This window comes from Brucella pituitosa (assembly GCF_003049685.1).
Classification (GTDB): Bacteria; Pseudomonadota; Alphaproteobacteria; order Rhizobiales; family Rhizobiaceae; genus Brucella; species Brucella pituitosa.
Window position 1 is genome coordinate 534,100 of record NZ_PYSY02000001.1, and the last position, 21,466, is coordinate 555,565.

A 21,466-nucleotide genomic window follows, 5' to 3' on the forward strand; every position below is an offset into this window, starting at 1 on the left:
CAGAGCATTTGAGCCAAAACTGCGCTGCATTTTTGTGCCGACCAATGCTTCAATTTGAACCGCTCAGAAATCGGACAAATGCAGCAGAACGACACATTTATTCTTTCCCGGCGTGGATTTTTGGTCTTCGCCGGTGGTGCACTGGCTTTCGCCGCCTTGCCTGCAGGTTTTGCGGATGCCGCAGCAGACGTCGATCCGACAGAACTGTTCAATCAAATCCGCAAGGCCAACGGCCTGTCGTTGATGGCGACTGACAGCAAGCTCGAACAGGCCGCGCTTTATCAGGCAAGGCGTATGGCGAGCCACGGCAAGATCGGCCACTCGGTTGGCTGGGGCAATGGGTTCGTGTCACGGCTGAAACAGGCAGGCATTCGCGGTCCCGCTGCGGAAAATGTCGCCGCTGGTCAGCCCAATACACAAACCGTCTTCGATGCCTGGATGAAATCGCCCGGTCATCGCAAAAACATGCTCGATCCGACTTTTCAGCATTACGGCCTTGCCTGGGCAACGCCTGAAAATAATCCGCGTCGCATTTACTGGGCGATAATGCTTGGACTTTAGAGCACGTCTCCCAAAAGTGGGAACCGGTTTTGGGAGACATGCTAAAAATAACAGTTAAAGCGACACGCTTTAACCTACTGACATAATGCTGTCAGACCTGCGACAATGCGGTGGCCGAATTTTCTGTCGTTTCCGGAAATTCCAGAGTAGAGCTTCCTCTTATTGCTAATCAGTTGTCGGGGTCAGCCATGGATCAGATGCTGCACGAAAAAGGCATCGTTTCCAGACCATTTGAAGTGACCAATCGCATGGTGATGATGATCGCCGTGCCGATGACGCTGGCCGCTATCACTACGCCTCTGCTGGGGCTGGTGGATATGGGCGTGGTCGGGCAGATGGGGCAGGCCGAACTGATTGGCGGACTGGCAATCGGTGCGCTGGTTTTCGATTTTCTGCTGACGATGTTCAGCTTCCTGCGTTCCGGTACGACCGGCCTTGTGGCACAAGCCATGGGTGCGGAGGATAAGGCGGAAGAACAGGCGATTTTCTGGCGCGCAATCATCATAGCAATCGTTGCCGGTTGTCTGATGATCCTGAGCCTGCCGCTTGTCCTCACTATCGCATCTGATTTTATTCATCCAACGCCCGCAACACAGGCAGCGATGGTGAGCTATGTTTCCATTCGCATGTTGTCGGCACCTGTCGCGCTGATCAATTATTCAGTGCTTGGTTTGCTGCTTGGCCGGGGGCAGGGTGTGCTCGGGTTGAGCCTTCAGGTGCTTATCAATGGCATCAATATTGTACTCTGTATCGTGCTCGGCCTGGAACTGGGTTGGGGTGTCGAAGGCGTTGCCTGGGCAACTGTGACCGGCGAAACGGTGGCCGCTATTGTCGGGCTGTTTCTTGTTATGCGGCATTTCCACAGGCAAACGGGACGCCATCCGGATATCAGGCACATTCTGCACAAGGCTGGCATTGTGCGGATGATCGCGCTCAATCGCGACATCATGATCCGCTCGATCCTGCTTTTGACGGCGTTTGCTTTCTTCACACGCGCTGGCTCGGAGCTTGGACCTGTGACGCTTGCAGCAAATGCGGTGCTGATGAATTTCTTCCTCATCTGCGGTTTCTTCCTTGATGGAATGGCCGCAGCTGTTGAGCAGATTGTTGGGCGTTCGGTCGGTGCACGTCACAGCCCCGCTTTCGTGCGTGGTGCCAAGCTGACCTTTGTCTGGGGGCTGGTCATGGCCAGTGCGATTGCACTGATCCTGATGGTGTTTGGTGATGCCATTATCGGCCTGCTGTCAAAGGCTGCGGACGTGCGTGATGAGGCGATCAAATATCTGCCGTGGGCGGCACTCACGGGCCTCACGGGCCTGCTCGCCTTTCATATGGACGGCGTCTATATCGGTGCAACATGGTCGCGCGACATGCGCAATATGATGTTCTTCTCGCTGATATTTTTTCTGGCGGTACTTTATGCAGCAAAGCCCGTGATGGGCAATCACGGGCTTTGGCTGGCAATCAATCTGTTTCTGTCGATCCGAGGTATAACACTTCTGACATTGCTGCCGCGCAGATACAGGTCTGAGTTTTTTGGAGCATGCTCAAGCAAAGTTTAATCAGGCAGGCGGCGTTCGGCCCATTCCTTCGTGTCGCGGTCACGCAGCGCGGCAATGTTTGCCACACCCTCGGCTTGTACGGCTTTGGAAAGCCCGCGCAGGATTTCTGATGCGAGGCCCGGCCCGCGATAGATCATGCCAGTATAAAGCTGCACGAGATCGGCACCAGCCTTGATCTTGGTGAGTGCTGTTTCGGTGCTGTCGATGCCGCCCACGCCGATCAGAGGCATGTCAGGGCCGACACGTTCGCGCATACGGGCCAGAATGATGGTCGAACGCTCGAAAAGCGGTGCGCCGGAAAGCCCACCGGTTTCTTCGCGGTTCTCAGTGCTTTTCAGGCCAGTACGTGAAAGCGTGGTGTTGGAAACGATGATGCCGTCGAGCTTCTGCGCTTTAGCTTCCGCCGCGATATCATCCAGTTCTTCGTCAGAAAGATCAGGCGCGATCTTGAGGAAGACAGGTCGTTTCAGCGTGCACATCTTGCCTTCTTCGTCACGCGCTTCAAGTACGCGCGAAAGCAGTTCTCGCAATGCCTCGCGCGACTGAAGATTGCGCAGGCCCGGCGTGTTGGGCGACGAAATGTTGACGGTGAAATAGCGCGCAAGCTGATAGAACTTACGGATGCCGGCCACATAATCACCGATACGATCTTCGGTATCCTTATTGGCACCGATATTGACGCCGACGATACCACTTTTGCCTGCACGCTGGGACAGTCGCTTGAAAGCCGCATCATGACCTTCATTGTTGAAGCCAAGGCGGTTGATGACGCCGCGATCGTCTACCAGGCGGAAGATGCGTGGACGCGGATTGCCGCTTTGTGGACGCGGGGTGATTGTGCCGACTTCTGTGAAGCCAAAACCGATTTTCAGAAGCGCGTCCGGCACTTCGGCATTCTTGTCATAGCCCGCAGCCATGCCCAGCGGATTCGGGAATTGCAGTCCCGCAATCTTGACCGAAAGTGCAGGGTCATTGGGGCAGTTGCATGTGACGATACCGGTTTTAAGACCAGCAATGGACAAACCATGCGCCTGCTCGGCATCGAACGAGAACAATGCCCGTCGCCCGATAAGTTCAAAAAGCCCGCTCATTTATCCTCAAGCTCCGGAAAGATATGGAGTCCATCTTTGTCGAGCGGCAATGGCTCAACTTTCGTGACTGCAGACATTGGCAGTGTCGCATAAAGATGCGGAAACAGTGCCCCGCCGCGCGAGGCTTCATATTTCAGTGCATCGCCTAAGGCAGTCACATCCACGCTTACCAGCAGCAGATCCGTTTGCCCGGCAAAATGTTTGGCGGCTGTTTCGCGCACCTGTGTATAGGTGGAGAAATGGATATAGCCATCGGCAATATCAACCGGTGTCCCGGTAAAAATGCCAGCCTCTTCTGCCTGCGCCCAGAGATCGCGCGGGGCGATCTTGTAGATGGTCGTTTTGGTCATGGCTGCTCTCTAGACCGAATTAACCAGAAAATCAAAGCATGACATGTTCGTTTTTCTTGCATAGCTCCCATATGTTGGGTGGAAGCTTAAAGTGCATCCCGAAAAGTGTGAAACGGTTTTCGGGCAAGATGTGCTTAAAATATGCTCTGAAGGAGATCGAACCATGTCTGGCAACACCATGCCGCTATTTCGCACACTCGCAGCCGTTTCATTGCTGGGTACAAGCTTTGTTGCAAGCGGGGCCTATGCTGAGGAAAATGGGCGTTATCGCCTTGAAGGCACCGAAACTGGTTATGTTCGGCTCGATACGCGCACCGGTGCACTGTCGGTTTGCAATGAGCAACAGGGACAGCTTATCTGCAAGATGGCGACCGAGGATCGGGAAGCTTACGAAAACGATCTTTCTGATTTGCAGGATCGGGTGAAGAAGCTCGAGGACAAGGTTACAGCCCTTGAAGCAGGTGGTGCATCAGCAACAGCGTCCAAGCTGCCAACAGATGCAGAGTTTGAGCAGTCTCTTGGCTATATGGAACGTTTCATGCGTCGCTTCATGGACGTTACGAAGAGTTTCGACAGCGAAGCCGATAAGCCTACTGAGCGTACGGCGCCCGCTCAGTAACGAGTTGATAATATGGTGGGCCTTGCGCGCTACCTATGAAAATGCTTGCCTTCCCATGTCTGCTTCCTCCAATTAGTGGGGAGCAGCAGGGGAGGATGGTCCGGCAATGCAGGGCTGGGGAATTATAGGCGCGGCATTTTTATATCTGTTGATGTTGTTTGCGGTTGCAAGCATCGGCGACAGGCGCGCCGCACGCTGGAGCAGCGCTCCACGCCCCTATATTTACGCACTCAGTCTCGCGGTTTACTGCACGTCATGGACATTCTTCGGTTCGGTTGGCCTCTCGGCGCAGCGTGGACTCGAGTTTCTGGGCATCTATATCGGTCCAATTCTGGTCTTCACGCTCGGCAATCGCCTGTTGCGCCACATCGTACGATTGGCGAAGTCAGAACACATCACCTCCATCGCTGACTTTCTGGCTGCCCGTTATGGCAAGAGCTTTGGCGTGGCTTCACTTGCAACCTGTATCGCAGCAGTCGGCTCCATTCCCTATATCGCGCTGCAACTTAAAGCCGTTTCCGGCAGCGTCGGGCTGGTGATGGAGCATTATGGCTCGGCCTTTGATCCGTCCTCGTTTGTCTTTGGCGATATTTCCCTGCCGGTGGCTGCCGTTCTGGCAGTCTTCGCCATTCTGTTCGGCACGCGTCACACAGATGCGACCGAACATCAGAACGGCCTTATACTGGCGGTTGCACTTGAATCAGTGATCAAACTTTCCGCATTTCTTGCAGTTGGTTTTGCCTGCACCTTCTTTGTTTTTGGCTCGCCGGGAGAATTGATCGAGAAGATTTCGCAATCGCCAGCGGCCCTTGATGCCTTTCACTATGAAACCTCAATCGGTACGTGGATCGTGCATACGACGTTGAGTGCTGCCGCCATCATCATGCTGCCGCGCCAGTTTCATGTGACGGTTGTTGAAAGCCGCAGTGAGAAAGAACTGCGTACCGCCTCATGGCTGTTTCCGCTTTATCTGATCCTGATCAATATTTTCGTTTTCCCGATTGCGCTCATCGGCGTCATGACGCTTGGCAATACAGTCAGTGGCGATCTTTATGTGCTGGCACTGCCACTATCAGCCGGTGCCCACTGGCTTGCGCTGATAGCCTTTCTCGGCGGGCTTTCAGCAGCCACGGCTATGGTTATCGTTGCTTGCGTGGCGCTGGCGATCATGATCTCCAATCACCTTGTGCTGCCGCTTATCATTCGCAGGCTCGCTGTTCGCCATCCGACTGAACAGCGCGATCTGACGATGATCATTCTCAATACGCGGCGACTGACGATCATCGGCATTCTGGCGCTGGCATTCGTCTATTACCGCATGGCGTCCAATAATATTCACCTCGCATCCATCGGTCTGATATCTTTTGCAGCCATTGCGCAGTTTATGCCCTCGTTTATCGGCGGGTTGTTCTGGCGCAATGCCAATGGACGTGGCGCAATGCTCGGCCTGTCTGCTGGCTTTCTGATCTGGTCCTATACGTTGCTTCTGCCAACCATGGCTCCGGAAGACGCGGAGATCCTGCGCGAAGGCTTTCTTGGTTTTACCGCCTTACGGCCTGAGGCCTTGTTTGGCACCGATGCTTTGCCTTTGACCAATGGCGTCATGTGGAGCCTTGCGGCCAACACCTTGTTTTACATTCTTGGCTCGCTTTCACGTGCCTCCACACCGCTTGAACGTATTCAGGCAAGTATTTTTCTGCCGCGCTATTTTATTGGTACGCCGACCCTCAAGCGCTTTCGGACAACGGTTACGGTCGCAGAACTCAAAGCAACCATGGCCCGCTATCTCGGAGCCGAACGTGTTGAGCGGGCTTTCCTTCGTTTTGAAGGGCGAGAGCAGCGCAGGCTCGATCCCGGCATGACGGTGGACACACCGTTGATCCGCTATGCGGAGCAATTGCTGGGCACTGCTGTCGGTTCCTCGTCGGCGCGTCTCGTCCTGTCGTTGCTTCTCCAACGCAACGATGCCTCTGCGCGTGACGCACGGCAATTGCTTGATGATGCGTCTGTCGCCCTGCAACAAAATCGGGATCTTCTGCAAATTGCGCTCGATCAGATGGATCAGGGCATAACGGTGCTCGACAAGGATCTGCGGCTGACATGCTGGAACCGTCAGTTCCGTGCTCATTTTGATCTGCCGGATGAAGTGATGCAGGTCGGTATTCCGGTGTCCGAAATTGTCGAGCATCTGGCCAGCAGCGGCGATCTTGCCGTCAACGCGCAGCATTCGGTTATACGGTCTCTTGCAACCCTCAGACAGCCATGGCGCATGACGCTGAAATCGACCGGAAAGGTGCTGGAGATCAATTCTAATCCCATGCCGGATGGGGGGCTTGTCGCAACCTATACAGACATTACTGCCGAAGTTGAGGCCGATCTGATGCGCCAGAAGGCGGCCGAAGTTCTTGAACAGCGCGTCGCGGATCGTACTGCCGAGCTGACGCACGTGAACCAGAAGCTTGCAAAGGCACAATCCGCAGCCGAAGAAGCAAACCTTGGCAAGACACGGTTTCTGGCTGCAGCTGGCCATGACATTTTGCAGCCTCTCAATGCTGCACGGCTTTACAGTACAGCGCTGACAGAAAAGCTTGGACGTGCAGAAACCAGCCAGCTCGCCCGCAACATCGATTCTTCACTTGAATCGGTCGAGGCTATCCTGGGCATGGTGCTCGATATATCGCGGCTCGATACGGGCGCACTCAAGCCGGAAGTTTCGGTCTTCCGTCTCGATAAGCTTCTAAGTCAGATTGCGACAGATTTCACACCGATGGCTCGTAAAAAGGGGCTTAAACTGCGGGTGGTGCCGTCGAGTATCGTGGTGAAGACAGACCGCAACATGCTGCGACGCCTCATCCAGAATCTGGTTTCAAATGCAATCAAGTATAGCCGTAAGGGTGGCATTCTGTTTGGTGTTCGCCGACGTGGCGATTTTATTGAATTGCAAGTGCTTGATACCGGGATTGGCATCCCGCAGCAGAAACTGAAACTGGTTTTCCGTGAGTTTACGCGTCTTGATGAAGGCATGCGTGAGGCGGAAGGCCTTGGTTTGGGCCTTTCCATTGTCGATCGTATTGCACGTGTATTGTCGCTGCCCCTGACACTATCCTCAACGCCAGGGAAAGGCAGCGTTTTCACGCTGCGCATTCCAATCAGCGCAGCACCTGCTCCTATGGAAGAGGTTGCAAGCCGCACGGGCGTGAAGCGTGCGTCGAGCCTCACCGGCCTTGATGTGCTTTGTATCGACAACGACGCCAATATTCTGGCCGGGATGGAAACGCTTCTGACTGGCTGGGGCTGCAATGTAACCACGTTGCGTGGCGGTTCCGAGCTGAAGGTATTCTGTGTCGAGCGGGAAGTGCCACCGGATATTATCGTCGCCGACTATCATCTCGATAATGAAAACGGGCTGGACATGATCGGCTTTGCGCGGGAAAGCTTCAAACATGAAATTTCGGCTATTCTGCTGACAGCTGATCGCTCCAAGGAAGTTCGCAAGCGGGCTGACGATGAAAATGTCATCGTCCTGCACAAGCCATTGCGCCCGGCAGCATTGCGCTCGCTTCTATCGAGCGCGTTGCATCAGCGTGAAGTCGCTTCCAGCCGTCCAACAGCCGCAGAGTGACTTATTAGCATTTCCAGCAAAAGTGCGAAGCGCCTACGCGGGGAAATCAGTCCACTGGACTGATTTCTTATCCCGCTTCGATGCGTGAGGTAAATGCGTAAAAACAAATAGTTTCAGCTGGCTTCTGAGGTCAGTGCGTCGCTGCCTATGCGCGACAAAAGGATGACCGCCTGTGTGCGACTATCAACGCCGAGCTTTTGCAGAACGGCGGAGACATGCGCTTTGACCGTCGCTTCTGATACATTCAGTTCGTAGGCGATCTGCTTGTTGAGCAGGCCTTCGGCAAGCATGGTCAATACGCGTGTCTGCTGGGGTGTGAGTGTTCTTATCTTGTTGATGAGCGCTTCGATTTCAGGATCATGTGCCTGATCGAGATCAATGTCGGACGGTGTCCAGATATCGCCTGCGATCACGGCGTGCACAGCCTCGCCGATGGTTTCCATACTTGCGGATTTCGAGATGAAGCCTGATGCACCTAATTCGACCGCGTGCCTGATTGTTGCTGCGTCATCGGTGCCTGATACAATAATGACCGGCAAAGCAGGCTGAAGTGCTTTCAACGTGACCAGGCCAGAAAGGCCAGTCCCGCCAGGCATGGTCAGATCAAGCAAAAGCAAGTCGATATCGTCGCGTTCTACGACGAGCTTTTTCGCTGCATCGAAATCGCCGACTTCAAGGATTTCTGCTTCTTCAGGAAGGCTTGACAGAGCCTGTCGCAACGCACCTCTGAAAAGCGGATGGTCGTCAGCGATAATGAATTGCATAAGCCTCGCACGCCATTCTGAAAGTCCTCCCCATGCGCTGCACTTTACATGCAGCCTTTCCGTTTTATGCCGATTTTTGTTCCGGGCAACCAAAAATAGCATTGCTTAGCTGGATTCATATGTCGCATTGCCGCCTTCTGGCCGTATTGTGTGCTAATTTCAGTGATGAACAAGAGCCTTCCCGGCAAAACAGGGAATGCTCCAGAGCGCATCCCGAAAAGTGTGAAGCGGTTTTCGGAACAAGATGCGCTTAAACAAAGAGACAGAACATTTCTAACAATTCAGTTTAAACTGGAAATGCTCCAGCGGGAACGAAAAGGCATTAAATGACGCGCAATACGCTTTATCCGGAAATCCAGCCCTTCAAGGAAGAGATGCTGCAGGTTTCGTCATTACACCGCATCCATGTCGAGCAGTGCGGCAATCCTGATGGCAAACCTGTGATCATGATCCATGGTGGGCCGGGCGGCGGCATCACGCCCGCCATGCGTCGCCTGCATGATCCAGAGAAATACCGCATCATCCTTTTTGATCAGCGCGGCTGCGGTCGCTCTACACCGCATGCAGAATTGCGCGAGAATACCACCTGGGATCTGGTGGCCGATATGGAGCATATTCGTGCACATCTGGGCATCGACAAGTGGCAGGTTTTCGGTGGCTCATGGGGCTCGACGCTGGGCCTTGCCTATGCGGAAACCCATCCGGAACGCGTGTCGGAAATCATCTTACGCGGCATTTTCATGGTGCGCCGGTTTGAAGTCGACTGGATGTATTCCAACGGTGCTAGCATCATTTTCCCCGATCACTTCGAGGCCTATCAGGAGCATATCCCTGAGGAAGAACGCGGCGATATGATCGCAGCTTATTACAAGCGTCTGACCGATCGCGATCCGCAGGTGCAGCTTGCAGCTGCCCGTCTATGGGCGCGATGGGAAGGTTCAGTGCTCTCGGTGCAGCCTGATCCTGCTCGTGTTGAAGCTTTTGGAGAAGATCATCACGCCATCGCCTTTGCGCGTATCGAATGCCACTATTTCCAGAACGGTGGTTTCCTTGAAAGCGATGACCAGCTTCTGCGGAATGTTGAACGTGTCCGGCAGATTCCGGGCGTGATCGTCCATGGCCGCTATGATATCTGCACGCCATTCATCAATGCATGGCAGCTTAAGAAGATGTGGCCAGAAGCTGATCTCAAAATTGTTGAAGACAGCGGTCACGCGGTGACCGAGCCCGGAATTACGCATGAGTTGATTGAAGCAACCAAGCGGTTTGCTGCTTAAATTTGTTTTAGGAGACGCATCTTTTGCGTCTCCAGCTCCCAAACATTAGCAAATTCAAAAAAAGACACTTCTAAACGGTGCATTTTGCACAGTTCATCTTTTCTTCGGTTATTTTAGCCTACAAACTAGCGAGTGAACATTTGTGATCATCCCTGATCTCATCGGTTCACAGCGAGAAGTTTATCTGGCGAACCTTATCCGCAGCAAAGACGGCCCGGTTTGAGTTCGTGTTCGAGAGGGATACAGGCTAATGTTGAAAGAATTCAGAGAATTTGCTCTCAAGGGCAATATGGTCGATCTGGCCATCGGTGTTATCATCGGCGGGGCGTTCGGTGGCCTCGTCAATTCCATCGTCAATGACATTATCATGCCGATCATCGGTTTGTTGACGGGTGGTATCGATTTCTCCAATATGTTTATTCAGCTTGCTGGGGATCCGAAGACCACGCTGGCTGCAGCTCGTGAAGCCGGTGCGACCATCGCTTACGGCAATTTCGTTACGCTGCTTATCAACTTCCTGATCATTGCATGGGTTCTGTTCCTCGTCGTCAAGGGCATGAACAGGCTCAAGAAGAAGGAAGAAGCCAAGCCGGAAGCTGCTGCAGAGCTGCCGCGCGACGAAGTGCTGCTCGCCGAAATCCGCGATCTCCTCGCAAAGCAGAGCAAAGCCTGATTTTTCCCAGAATAGGCGACCCAAAATTTTTGACAAACGACGGAGCCTTCATGGCTCCGTTTTTTGTGCGCGCCTTCCCAAGGTGAGAACCGGTTCGACCCATCAATGTGGTTGATCGGATCATCACAAAATGCCACGTGATTTCATGATTGCTCCTTGCTAAGCAGGTGTAATCAAAATCGAATTTTATGTGGGAACAAATGACGCTTATCGCCAATCTTCGCCGTGAAGCAGCTCAATCACCTGAAAGCGGCATTGTTGCCGTTGCCAATCACGGTCGTGGCAAAGAGGGCCTGATTCCGTTGTGGGTCGGTGAGGGCGATCTTTCCACGCCGGATTTCATCCGCGAGGCAGCTCAGAAGGGAATTGCCGACGGCGAAACCTTCTACACATGGCAGGCTGGTATTCCTGATCTGCGCGAGGCTCTTGCTCGCTATCATGCGCGCCATTTTTCTCAATCCTTCACGCCCGATAACTTCTATGTCACTGGTTCGGGCATGCACGCCATCGAGATGGCGCTGAAGGCAACAACGGGTGCAGGTGAAGAAGCGATTTATCTCTCACCGGCCTGGCCCAATTTTGTTGGCGCAGCGGGACTTGCCGGTGCGGTTCCAGTGCCCGTGGAACTTGAATTCGGTGCCAATGGCTGGGTGCTTGATCCTGAGAAGATCGCCGCAGCCGTCACCCCACGCACGCGCGCGATATTTATCAATACGCCATCCAATCCGACCGGATGGACTGCGGATCGCGAAACACTGCGCTTTATTCTCGAGATGGCGCGCGAGAAGGGCATCTGGATCATTGCCGACGAGATTTACACCCATTTCTATTACGGTGGCGGACGCGCACCTTCTTTCATGGACATCATGGAACCCGACGACCGCATCATCTTCGTCAATTCGTTTTCCAAAAACTGGGCGATGACTGGCTGGCGCGTGGGTTGGATGACCGTTCATCCTTCGATTGGCCCCGTTGTTGAAAATATGATCCAGTATTCTAATTCCGGTGTTGCGCAGTTCATGCAGCGCGGTGCGGTTGCGGCGCTCGACCACGGCGATGATTTTATTGCCATGCAGGTTGAACGCGCGCGCTCAACACGAGATCATCTCTGCGCAACTTTGCAAAGCACTGGAAAGGTCCGTCTCACGCCGCCGCAGGGGGCTTTCTATCTGTTCTTCGGTGTGGATGGTGTGACGGATTCGGTCAAGGCTGCAATCGACATGGTTGATAATGCCAATGTAGGCCTTGCACCGGGCAGTGCATTCGGGCTTGGCGGCGAAGGCTTTTTCCGCCTCTGCTTCTGTCGCGATCAGCAGCAGGTGGATGAGGCCGCTGCAAGATTGGTTCGCTGGATTAATGATCTCTAAAAACCAAAAAGGCCGGTTTTTACCGGCCTTTTTCAATTCTATATACTGTGTTTATCAGCCGCCTGCTTTTGAAACCATCAGCGGAATAACGCGGTCGGAATTTGCAGCTTTTGGTGCATCCGGTTCAGCAAATGGAATGCCGAGCGTATTCCATACTTCCAGCAACGCATCCTTGAGGCCGTCTATCAGCAGGTCGTCATGCAATGGCGACGGTGTGATGCGAAGGCGTTCTGTGCCGCGTGGCACAGTCGGATAGTTGATCGGCTGGATATAGATGCCGTGTACGTCGAGAAGACGGTCGCTGGCTTTCTTGCACAGTTCAGGATCGCCAACCAGAATTGGCACGATGTGGGTTTCCGACGGCATGACCGGGAAACCGGCAGCCGAAAGAACATCCTTGGCGCGCTGCGACTGGCGCTGCTGACCATCGCGCTCGACCTGCGAAACCTTCAGGTGACGGATCGCAGCGGTAGCGGAAGCGGCAACTGCCGGCGGAAGTGATGTTGTGAAGATGAAGCCCGGCGCATAGGAGCGAACGGCATCGATGATAGCGCGTGAACCGGTAATATAACCGCCCAGTGCTCCGAATGCCTTGGCAAGCGTGCCTTCGATAATATCCATGCGATGTGCAAGACCGTCGCGTTCGGTAATGCCGCCGCCGCGCACGCCATACATGCCAACTGCATGAACTTCATCGATATAGGTCATGGCGTTATACTTGTCGGCCAGATCGGCAATCTTCTCGATCGGCGCAATGTCGCCATCCATCGAATAGACAGATTCAAACACGATCAGCTTGGCGCGGGAATGGTCTGCGGCCTTGAGCAACTGTTCCAGATGCTCGACGTCATTGTGACGGAAAATCTTCTTTTCTGCACCCGAACGACGCACACCTTCGATCATCGAAGCGTGGTTCAGTTCGTCAGAAAGGATCAGGCAGTTTGGAAGCAAACGTGCAATGGTCGAAATCGAGGCTTCGTTGGACACAAAACCGGACGTGAAAACGAGGCCAGCTTCCTTGCCATGCAGGTCAGCAAGTTCGGCTTCAAGTTCTACAAGTGGGTGATTGTTGCCCGAAATATTGCGGGTGCCGCCTGCGCCGGAACCAGTGCTGTTGGCGGTCTCGCACATCGCCTTAATCACATCAGGATGGTGCCCCATGCCAAGATAGTCGTTCGAGCACCAGACGGTGATCTCACGTGCAATGCCATTGTTGCGCCAGGTAGCTCGGGGGAAACGTCCAACAATGCGTTCAAGATCGGCAAAAACGCGGTAACGCTTCTCGGCGTGCAGCTGGTCGATCGCTTCTTCAAAAAACCGGCGATAGTCCATTATACGCTCCTTGTTATTGCTCTAGTACCGCTTTTGCGTGTTTGCGTCCATGGCGCAATGGCGGGCAATTTGCCACGCTTTCGTGAAGCTGCATTGATCAAAATCAAACAAATAGCCGGTTTTCAGCGCTTGGATGAAAAAGTTGGTCATTTCGTCATGAGGCGGAAAATGAATTTGGGTGCCATATCTCTGCGGCGAACATAAACGCGCGGCATGCCGAAGCGATCGTCGCTTGCACGCGCCCGTGCATGAACGGTCGTTGTCGCAGTTTCAAAACCAGCGTCGCGGCACATGTCGCGGTGGGTCTGGTGATTCCCACCATAGGGATAAGCGAAGTTTGTCACTTCTGATCCGAGCATGTCTTCAAGCATGGTTTTGGACTGCACGATCTGTCGACGAGCTTCTTCTTCGGGCGTCTTTTCCAGATTAACATGGTCGACTGTATGTGCACCGACTTCATGACCCAAGGCCGCCCATTCGCGCATCTGTGTCACCGACATGCAGGGTGTCGAGGGAACACCCATGGCCTGATCCCAAATATTGCTGCCGCCAACCTGATTTGCGACGAAGTAATTGGTTGCGGTAAAGTTGAACTCCGCAAGAACCGGCAGGGCATTCTCATAATTATTGAGAAACCCGTCATCGAAGGTGATGACTGCAACCTTCCCGATCTTCTCGCCTTTGATATAGGGCATAGCGTTTCGCAGCGAGAGGCCCTGATAGCCGAGCCGTTTCAGCCACGCCATCTGGCTGCGGAACTTGTCCGGATGAACCCAAAGGCCGCGAAACGGGATCTTCTTGTGCGGCAGAGGTGCAATCTGGTGATAAAGAAGAACGGGGACCGCCATTTGTCTCACTTCGATCTTGAGGAGAAGCCGCGCACACGCATCCGGTAGATAGGGCGCATGATTTCCCTTTTAAGCTTATCGGAAAGGGATTTCTTGTGCTGAATGGTCGTGCCGCCAAGCTGCGCAGAAATTTCTTTCACGCCACCAGGAATGACTGCGAGCGGCTGTAAATCAGTAACCCAACGCATCTGAATTGACGTGTCGACAGGACGATCAAATCGTTCTGTGATTGCAAGCAGCTTTTTAGCAGCATCGAAACTTACAAGCTGTGCGACCATGCCAAGCCCAATCGGGTTTGGAATGATGATACGCACTTCATTGTTACGGAAAACTTCGCGTCCATCCTCGCGGTCATCGCGGAATGTAAAGCGTACGAAACTGCCGGGCTCAAAATGATTGCTGACCGCATGGAAGGCAGCATTGAAAACATCAGTGAGTTCAATATCGTCTTCAATGACGAAGCCTGCGTCCAGTTGTTGGTCGACGATGGCCTGCCATGCTTTGCGATGGGACAGGAAGCAGGCAATTTCGTTCTTGCTAAGCTCAAACGGATAGCGCGGTGCATGAAGCTTGTGTTTGTAAACGCGGCCTATCTCAGCGTCTGTGAGGGTGCGGCTATCAACAGCATCGATTACTTCCGTTTTTACTGGCAGCTCGTGAATGAGTTTATCCACTTGCGGCTTGCGGTCAGTCGCGCGCGTCAAATGAATGATGAAAGCCTTGATGTTCATGTAAAACCTGAGCGCGCAAAAAGTAATTTCAGCCGAAGCGGATTTCTATATCTGCCATGCGCATGATTTTCGCAAGTCGCACTTATTAGAGCGCGTTTCGATCTGATTGAATCAGGTCGGCGCTCCAATCATTTGTTTTCACGCGCATCTTGTCCGAAAACCGTTTCACACTTTTCGGGATGCGCTCTAACCTACTTTATGAAGAAGCCCCGCGGCGATCTTTTCTTCAATCCATTTTCGTTCGGCATTCCAGTCATGGCGCTTCCAGCCTTCCCAGCTGAATCCGCAAATCTTGATATCCCACTCGGGCTGCGAGTATTTGCGTAAAGCCAGCCAGATGCCAAAGAACCCAGTGCTTGGGAAAACCTCTTTCATCCGATCGGCGCTGATACCAAGCTCGTCGCAAACAGCAAAATAGTCCTGCGATGGCATGATGCGGATTTTCTTGCCAGCCCGGCCGAAATAGTCAATCGCCTCATTGGTCCAGTCGGCGCGGCGACCTTTGAGCCGTGACAGAATGTTTGGGTGATGATGAAACCGTTTGATGATGCTTGGGTGGAAGGCAAACAGCATTTCCGGGGTATTGCGAACAATTTCCGAATTGATGAAGGCTGGATCCTTGATCCACTGTTCCATCTGCTTGCTCGAGGTGGCGAGCATAAGCATGTCGGTCTTTGTACCGCTCATTCCGAGAGAGACGCGCGGTTCATTGAAACGAAGGACAAGATCGGCAGCGTCAATTTCAGCGGACAAATCATGGTCAAGGGGGCCATTGCCGACAATAAATATCGTTTTGTTCATATGTTAGGGAATCTTATCCTGTTAAGTCAGATAGGTAGATTTAATTAAAATTGGAAGATTACAAGTTTCTAAGCCTCTCCCAACTGATATGAGGCCTGTTTTAATGATCACTTTTTCGCGCAAGATAACGAACTGCGTTACCTATCTGCTCTTTTAAGGTGGCGGGTTTGGCATTGCAGCCATGCAGTTTATGCACTTCTCAAAACGATTGAAAAGGCGGAAACTTCATATTGGGAGGAAGGTAAAAAAGCACAGCACATCCTGAAAAGAGGTGTGCTGCACATAAGGGGATACCATCATGAACAACCTTCGTACCCAGTTTTCCCGTTGGATGCAGTATCGCGAAAATCTGCGCGAACTCAGTGGCTGCAGCGACCGCGAGCTTTATGATCTCGGTCTGTCACGTACCGATATTCACCGCGTTGCACGCGAGGCAGCCTTCGCCTGATTTCTCAGACGAAACTTTCTCCAGGATGTCTGCAGGTTTCAAACGTCACCTGGTCGCTTAAAGCGGATGTGGATGCTGTCGTCGGCAAGATCGAAGCCGGCATAGTTGCGCTGGAAGGCGATGAGTGCGTCGTTGACGCCTTTTGAATAGTCGTCTTCCTGCACCTCAACGTGGTGCCGGTAAATGATCCTGTCGCCCTTATAGAATATAACCTGACCTTCCATGATGGCCTCCTCTTAAAGCCGTATGGGTGATGGGCGCATTATAGCTCCCCTTGGCGTCGGTGTATTCAATTGAGATAGGCGCGCGGGTGCGGGTTTCAAGCCTCGTGATGGGTGTTTTCATGCTTGCATAGCGTGAGCCAGGCCCGTGCGGCATGGGATAAAAACGCACCCTTTCGCCATATCAGGGCCATGTCCCAGTTCAGTTCCGCGCCTTTGATCTTATGGATGCGGACATCGGGGTGCTTGCGCTGTTCAGCAATCATTTGTGGCAGAAAGCCAATACCCATACCAGCGGCTACCAGTTCCACGATAAAATCGATCTGGCTGGAACGCATGGCAATGTTCGGGGACAATCCGTGCTGATGGCATGCATCGAGAATGATATGATTGAGGGCGAAGCCGCTTTCAAACAGAATGAAGGGCAGACTGGCAATGTCTTGCAAAGGGATGCCGCCATTATCGGCGAAGGTGTGGCTGGCAGGAAGCAGTGCCACCACCGGCTCCCGACGCACCGCCTGCCATTCAAAATTGCTTTCGAGCGACAGAAGCGAAGCGGCAAGTTCGATATCGCCTGCAAGAAGCAATTCCTCCAGCCGCCTGCTACCATGCTCGACGAGCTGAATGTCGATATCCGGGTAAAGTTTGGTAAAGGTCGCAAAGACCGGGGCGAACAATACACTCGAACCGATGGGTGGCAATCCGAGGCGCAAAAGACCGCGCTTCAGCCCGCGCAACTCGCCAAGCTCAGTCAGCATGTCGTCCTTTTCCGTCAGCATAGCCAGTGCGCGCCGATAGACGATTTCACCTGCGCTTGTCAGACGGGGAGGGGTGGTTTCGCGGTCCAGCAGAATGATTTCGAGTTCGTCTTCGAGCTGCCGCACCGTCTTGCTGACGGTCGATTGTGTAGCATTGATGGTACGGGCCGCGGCGGAAAAGCCGCCCTGCCGCACCACTTCCACGAATGCCTGAAAGCCACGTAAGTTCATAAGCTATTCTATAATGGAATAGCTGCAATGAAATCAATTCATTTCTGGAATATCGATTTCGGGCCTATATTGGTTTCACAAATACCAGCATTGGAACATGACCATGAATGCCCATAACCTGATGATCCGTTTTCGCTATGCGCTGCACAACAGCCGCTTGATGCAGATTGCGACGCTGGTCGGTTTCTGGTTGGCCGGTGAGGCGTTTGTTCGTTTAAGCGGTCTGCCACTGCCTGGCGGCATTGTTGGTATGGCGCTGGTTTTGGCGTTGCTTCTGAGTGGACGTGTAAGCCTATTCAGCATGAAGCGCGGTGCTGAATGGTTTCTTGCTGAAATGCTGCTGTTCTTTGTGCCTGCAGTTCTGGCAGTTCTGGAACATCAGGAACTGCTCGGTATGCTGGGTGTGAAGATTATGGCGGTCATTCTGGTTGGAACTCTGACCGTTATGACTGTGACGGCACTGACTGTAGACTTCTGCTATCGTCTGAGCGCTCGCTATGCCACTAAGTAACCCCTATGTGGCGACACTATTCTGGTCGGCGGCTACGATCCTTCTCTATCTTGCTGCAAAGCGCGTTTATCGCCGTTTTCCCATGTGGTGGCTGACGCCGCTTGCGATCACTCCACTGCTGCTGATGGCCTTGCTTATCGGCCTTAATGAAAACTACCGCGGCTATTTCAGTGCGACGCATTGGCTGGTCGCGCTCCTTGGCCCGGCAACGGTGGCCTTTGCCATTCCCATCTATCAGCAACGCGCAACTATTCGTCGTTACTGGCCGGTTCTGCTGGTTGGTGTCGTGGTTGGCAGCTCTTCTGCGATGCTTTCGGCCTGGGGGCTTGCGCATCTTCTTGGATTGAATGACGCTATAAGCCTCAGCCTGATGCCGCGCTCCATGAGTACACCTTTCGCCATGACGGTTTCCGGCGATATTGGCGGGACGCCTGATTTGACAGCCATCTTCGTGGTGCTGACCGGTGTATTCGGTGCAGCGCTGGGTGAGGTGATGCTCAACTGGTTGCCGCTTCGCTCGGCTCTCGCGCGCGGCGCACTGTTCGGTATGGGCGCGCATGGGGCTGGTGTTGCCAAGGCCCATCAGATCGGCAGCGAGGAAGGCTCGATTGCAGGTCTCGTCATGGTTCTGGTCGGTTTGGTCAATGTTTTGGCTGCGCCGTTCATCGCCCAGCTTCTCTGAAGTGCTGATTTTTCAGCATATTTTGTTCAATATGCTTATAATATAAGCATATTGTGTGCGTTTGTGTTTCTGCAACAATCTTAAGCATCGGCGTATTTGCATAACTGATATGCGTTATTGACCGTTGTTGAATAAAGAGGCTGCGGGTAATTATTAGTCATCGGGTTCACTCCTCCTCCCAGAACCCGATGCGGGATACGGCACTCCTCCTCCCAGCCGTATTCAAGATCAGGCCGCGCATCCTCCTCCCGCGCGGCCTTTTTCTTTTCTGAACCTCCCCAAATGCTGAACTGTTAACAGTGCGTCGCCGCACAGCCCCATGGGCATTCGAGCCAATGTGAACTATCTCTCGGGTAACTTCACATTTGCGGTGATTGTCTCCGTCTGAGAGACTTGCCGCCACGAAACGCGGGAGATTGCAATCATGACCAGTGGGATCCATCACCTCACGCTGATTACGCGCAAGGTTCAGGCCAATGTCGACTTCTATGCTGGCTTTCTCGGTCTGCGTATAGTCAAGCGGACAGGTGGATTTGAAGATGCGGAACAGCTGCACCTGTTCTATGGCGACCGTTCTGGAACGCCGGGGTCTTTGATCACTTTCCTCGTCTGGGAAGATGGTGCAAGGGGCCGTGTCGGTCATGGTCAGGTTAGCGAAATTGCCCTTGCGATCGACCGCACCTCGGTCGGCTTTTGGCTGGAGCGGGCATTGCGCTATCACGTGCAGTCTGAAGGTCCGGTACAGGAATTTGGCGAGCCGGTGCTTCGCTTGCGCGATCCGGATGGCGTTATCGTCAAGCTGGTCGGCAGCGATCTTGCAGCCAATGACGCATGGGTTTCAGGCGATATTCCTGCGGAACATGTTGTGCGCCGGATACGCTCGGCAACCATTTTGTCTGAGGCACCAGAACAGACAGTTGGCTTCATCGAACGCTATTTCGGTTTCCGCGCTCAGGCCAGGGAAGGCACGATTGATCGTCTGGTCTCTGATTCAGGCGATGTGATTGACGTTCGCGATGCAAGTGGCTTCTGGCCGGGTATTCCCGGAACAGGCATTGCTGACCACGTGGCGTTTCGTGCGGCTATAACGGATGATGTGACAAAGCTTGAGAAGGAGCTTTCAAAGCTTAACTCCAGTGAAGTCAACGTACATGACCGTAAATACTTCACGTCGCTCTATGTCCGTGAGCCGGGCGGAACCCTGTTTGAATTTGCCACCGATGCTCCCGGCTTTACCCTGGATGAACCAGTGGAATCGCTGGGTCGGGTTCTGTTCGTGCCACCGGGCAACGAGCAGCAGGCGGATGCGATCCGATCCCGTATGCCGCAATTTGGCTTGCCGGGTGAGGAAAGGGTGATCTATCGCGATTTGCCTTTTGTGCATCGTATCCATCAGCCGGAAAACCCGGATGGCAGTACGCTTGTTCTGCTGCATGGCACCGGCGGCAATGAAAACGACCTCATGCCGCTTGCTCGTCTGGCTGCACCGCGCGCAACGCTTCTGGGTGTTCGGGGACGCAGCACGGAAGAAGGCATTCAGCGCTGGTTTCGCCGTTTCGATCTGAAACGGTTCGACCAGGAGGACATTCGGTCTGAGGCCGAGGCTTTCGAGGCTTTTGTCGAAGGTGCGATTGTTGCCTACGGTATTGATCCGGAACGGACTGCGTTCATTGGAAACTCCAACGGCGCCAATCTGCTTGCGGCCTTTATGCGGCTCCATCCACATGTCGTACGCAAAGCCGTGTTGTTGCGTGCAACGGACGTTCTGGAAGAGCAACCGGTTGCGGACCTTTCGGATGCTAAGATTCTGTTGCTCAACGGGATTGGCGATCCGTTTGGCGATGCATCCGGCAAACTGGAGCAAGCCTTGCGGGCTGATGGTGCAGAACTTGATGTTCTCTCCACCGAAGGTGGTCATGGACTGACAGATGAAGATGTTCGTCTGGCTGGTGAATGGCTGCAGCGCAAGCTCTGACCTCTGTATGTTAAACCCCAAAAAAGGCCGCCGGAGAAATCCGGCGGCCTTTTGTATTAATCAAGTGGCTTCAAGCCCTTTTCAATTGCCTGGCGCTTTCCTTCAAGGAAGGGTGGTAGCGACAGGTTCTCTCCGAGACTTTCCAGCGGTTCATCAACTGCAAAGCCGGGACCATCAGTTGCAATTTCAAACAGCACACCATTGGGTTCACGGAAGTAGAGCGAGCGGAAGTAATAGCGCTCGACTTCACCGCTGGATGGGATGCGGAAAGCCCGGAGGCGATCCACCCATTCCTGCATGGTTTCCTGATCCGGTGTGCGGAATGCAACATGGTGCACGGCACCTGCGCCCTGACCGGCTGGTGATAGATTGGGCTGCACGGCGATATGCAGTTCTGCGCCGGCACCACCTGAGCCCATTTCAAACACGTGGACATGGCCTTCGCCATCGGGCGAAGCATAGTCACCGGCTTCACGCATGTTCATTACCTTTTCCAGCACGATTTTTGTCGGTGCCAGATCGGGAACGCTTAGCGTAATGGGACCAAGGCCGCGTATCTGCCGCTCAGCAGGAACCGGACTTTTCTCCCAGCTATGTGCTGCACCGGTGCCTCCATCATCGGTCAAACGCAGGCGCTGACCTTCCGGATCCTCAAAATCGAGCACTGCGCGACCAGCAACTTCGAATATATCGCCGGTTTCGATGCCCTTTTCATTGAGGTGGTTGCGCCACCAGTCGAGGCTTTCAACGCCGTTTACGCGCAATCCGGTACGGGAAACGCTATGCGTGCCACGCCGTTCACGCTGTACGGGCCAGTCGAAGAACGTGATGTCGGTTCCTGGAGATGCCAGTCCATCGGCGTAAAACAGATGGTAGGCGCTGGTATCGTCCTGATTGACCGTCTTCTTGACGAGGCGAAGACCAAGCGTGTCTGTATAGAAGCGCCTGTTGCCAGGTGCATCTGCGGTGATGGCTGTCAGATGATGCAGCCCTGTGAGTTGTGGGGTAAGGTCTGAAGTCATTTTGTGTCCTCCTGCGCATA

Annotated in this window: 21 protein-coding genes; 11 read left to right on the top strand and 10 right to left on the bottom strand. The window is 53.6% G+C overall.

What is annotated here, in order from left to right; genetic code table 11:
* Positions 1 to 78 precede the first annotated feature (78 nt).
* Both C9380_RS02535 and C9380_RS02540 read left to right on the top strand, forming a co-directional pair.
* Positions 79 to 561 carry a CAP domain-containing protein gene (locus tag C9380_RS02535; RefSeq protein ID WP_128092929.1) on the top strand — a complete coding sequence of 161 codons (483 nt, stop codon included), beginning with the start codon at positions 79 to 81 and terminating at the stop codon, positions 559 to 561.
* A 188-nt stretch (positions 562 to 749) separates the two neighbouring features.
* Positions 750 to 2,123 (top strand): MATE family efflux transporter, encoded by a 1,374-nt coding sequence (locus C9380_RS02540; protein ID WP_024897806.1) that lies wholly within the window; start codon positions 750 to 752, stop codon positions 2,121 to 2,123.
* Here the strand turns inward: C9380_RS02540 and C9380_RS02545 are convergent.
* Both C9380_RS02545 and C9380_RS02550 read right to left on the bottom strand, forming a co-directional pair.
* Positions 2,120 to 3,214, bottom strand: a complete 1,095-nt coding sequence (locus C9380_RS02545) for a quinone-dependent dihydroorotate dehydrogenase (RefSeq protein WP_128092930.1) — start codon at positions 3,212 to 3,214, stop codon at positions 2,120 to 2,122. The genes C9380_RS02540 and C9380_RS02545 overlap by 4 nt on opposite strands.
* The gene (locus tag C9380_RS02550; RefSeq protein WP_128092931.1) at positions 3,211 to 3,564 is read right to left on the bottom strand and encodes a DUF952 domain-containing protein; all 354 of its coding nucleotides are present in this window, start codon (positions 3,562 to 3,564) and stop codon (positions 3,211 to 3,213) included. Before C9380_RS02550 ends, C9380_RS02545 begins: the two co-directional genes overlap by 4 nt.
* Before the next feature lie 163 nt (positions 3,565 to 3,727).
* Between C9380_RS02550 and C9380_RS02555 the strand changes: the two genes are divergently transcribed.
* Together C9380_RS02555 and C9380_RS02560 are read left to right on the top strand one after the other, a co-directional pair.
* Positions 3,728 to 4,183, top strand: coding sequence for a hypothetical protein (locus C9380_RS02555; protein ID WP_100559728.1), 456 nt, complete (start codon positions 3,728 to 3,730; stop codon positions 4,181 to 4,183).
* A gap of 106 nt (positions 4,184 to 4,289) precedes the next feature.
* Positions 4,290 to 7,805, top strand: coding sequence for a PAS domain-containing hybrid sensor histidine kinase/response regulator (locus tag C9380_RS02560; RefSeq protein ID WP_128092932.1), 3,516 nt, complete (start codon positions 4,290 to 4,292; stop codon positions 7,803 to 7,805).
* Between the two features lie 113 nt (positions 7,806 to 7,918).
* Here the strand turns inward: C9380_RS02560 and C9380_RS02565 are convergent, their stop codons facing one another.
* Complete coding sequence (locus tag C9380_RS02565) at positions 7,919 to 8,569, bottom strand: response regulator transcription factor (protein WP_128092933.1); 651 nt, start codon at positions 8,567 to 8,569, stop codon at positions 7,919 to 7,921.
* A 326-nt stretch (positions 8,570 to 8,895) separates the two neighbouring features.
* Here C9380_RS02565 and pip point away from each other — a divergent pair, with 326 nt between their 5' ends.
* The 3 genes from pip (at position 8,896) to C9380_RS02580 (ending at position 11,886) form a co-directional block, all read left to right on the top strand.
* Entirely contained in the window at positions 8,896 to 9,846 is a 951-nt protein-coding gene (pip, locus tag C9380_RS02570; RefSeq protein WP_024897800.1) for a prolyl aminopeptidase, read from the top strand.
* Between the two features lie 250 nt (positions 9,847 to 10,096).
* Positions 10,097 to 10,519, top strand: coding sequence for a large conductance mechanosensitive channel protein MscL (mscL, locus tag C9380_RS02575; protein WP_024897799.1), 423 nt, complete (start codon positions 10,097 to 10,099; stop codon positions 10,517 to 10,519).
* A 200-nt stretch (positions 10,520 to 10,719) separates the two neighbouring features.
* Positions 10,720 to 11,886 (top strand): pyridoxal phosphate-dependent aminotransferase, encoded by a 1,167-nt coding sequence (locus C9380_RS02580; RefSeq protein ID WP_024897798.1) that lies wholly within the window; start codon positions 10,720 to 10,722, stop codon positions 11,884 to 11,886.
* Positions 11,887 to 11,940: 54 nt separating this feature from the next.
* Here the strand turns inward: C9380_RS02580 and hemA are convergent, their stop codons facing one another.
* The 4 genes from hemA to C9380_RS02600 form a co-directional block, all read right to left on the bottom strand.
* Entirely contained in the window at positions 11,941 to 13,218 is a 1,278-nt protein-coding gene (gene hemA, locus C9380_RS02585) for a 5-aminolevulinate synthase (RefSeq protein ID WP_024897797.1), read from the bottom strand.
* Between the two features lie 146 nt (positions 13,219 to 13,364).
* A complete protein-coding gene (locus C9380_RS02590; RefSeq protein ID WP_024897796.1) occupies positions 13,365 to 14,066 on the bottom strand; it encodes a polysaccharide deacetylase family protein in 702 nt (233 codons plus the stop codon).
* A 5-nt stretch (positions 14,067 to 14,071) separates the two neighbouring features.
* Positions 14,072 to 14,797: a glycosyltransferase family 25 protein gene (locus C9380_RS02595; protein ID WP_128092934.1), complete on the bottom strand. Its 726-nt coding sequence runs from the start codon at positions 14,795 to 14,797 to the stop codon at positions 14,072 to 14,074.
* Between the two features lie 186 nt (positions 14,798 to 14,983).
* Positions 14,984 to 15,598 (bottom strand): glycosyltransferase family 29 protein, encoded by a 615-nt coding sequence (locus C9380_RS02600; RefSeq protein WP_024897794.1) that lies wholly within the window; start codon positions 15,596 to 15,598, stop codon positions 14,984 to 14,986.
* 298 nt (positions 15,599 to 15,896) lie between these two features.
* On the opposite strand from C9380_RS02600, the gene C9380_RS02605 reads away from it, so the two are divergent.
* The gene (locus tag C9380_RS02605; RefSeq protein ID WP_084486813.1) at positions 15,897 to 16,046 is read left to right on the top strand and encodes a DUF1127 domain-containing protein; all 150 of its coding nucleotides are present in this window, start codon (positions 15,897 to 15,899) and stop codon (positions 16,044 to 16,046) included.
* Between the two features lie 38 nt (positions 16,047 to 16,084).
* Here C9380_RS02605 and C9380_RS02610 read toward each other — a convergent pair whose 3' ends face one another.
* Together C9380_RS02610 and C9380_RS02615 are read right to left on the bottom strand one after the other, a co-directional pair.
* A complete protein-coding gene (locus tag C9380_RS02610) occupies positions 16,085 to 16,270 on the bottom strand; it encodes a hypothetical protein (RefSeq protein WP_105705377.1) in 186 nt (61 codons plus the stop codon).
* 95 nt (positions 16,271 to 16,365) lie between these two features.
* Positions 16,366 to 17,256 carry a LysR family transcriptional regulator gene (locus C9380_RS02615; RefSeq protein ID WP_105705375.1) on the bottom strand — a complete coding sequence of 297 codons (891 nt, stop codon included), beginning with the start codon at positions 17,254 to 17,256 and terminating at the stop codon, positions 16,366 to 16,368.
* A gap of 103 nt (positions 17,257 to 17,359) precedes the next feature.
* Here C9380_RS02615 and C9380_RS02620 point away from each other — a divergent pair, with 103 nt between their 5' ends.
* The 3 genes from C9380_RS02620 to C9380_RS02630 all read left to right on the top strand — a co-directional run bounded on the left by C9380_RS02620 (position 17,360) and on the right by C9380_RS02630 (position 20,424).
* Positions 17,360 to 17,767 carry a CidA/LrgA family protein gene (locus tag C9380_RS02620; RefSeq protein WP_036567364.1) on the top strand — a complete coding sequence of 136 codons (408 nt, stop codon included), beginning with the start codon at positions 17,360 to 17,362 and terminating at the stop codon, positions 17,765 to 17,767.
* A complete protein-coding gene (locus C9380_RS02625; protein ID WP_024897790.1) occupies positions 17,754 to 18,449 on the top strand; it encodes an LrgB family protein in 696 nt (231 codons plus the stop codon). Before C9380_RS02620 ends, C9380_RS02625 begins: the two co-directional genes overlap by 14 nt.
* A gap of 424 nt (positions 18,450 to 18,873) precedes the next feature.
* Positions 18,874 to 20,424 (top strand): VOC family protein, encoded by a 1,551-nt coding sequence (locus C9380_RS02630; RefSeq protein WP_024897789.1) that lies wholly within the window; start codon positions 18,874 to 18,876, stop codon positions 20,422 to 20,424.
* 56 nt (positions 20,425 to 20,480) lie between these two features.
* On the opposite strand, the gene C9380_RS02635 is transcribed toward C9380_RS02630, so the two are convergent.
* Positions 20,481 to 21,446: a ring-cleaving dioxygenase gene (locus C9380_RS02635; protein ID WP_105705373.1), complete on the bottom strand. Its 966-nt coding sequence runs from the start codon at positions 21,444 to 21,446 to the stop codon at positions 20,481 to 20,483.
* Between the last annotated feature and the right edge of the window lie 20 nt (positions 21,447 to 21,466).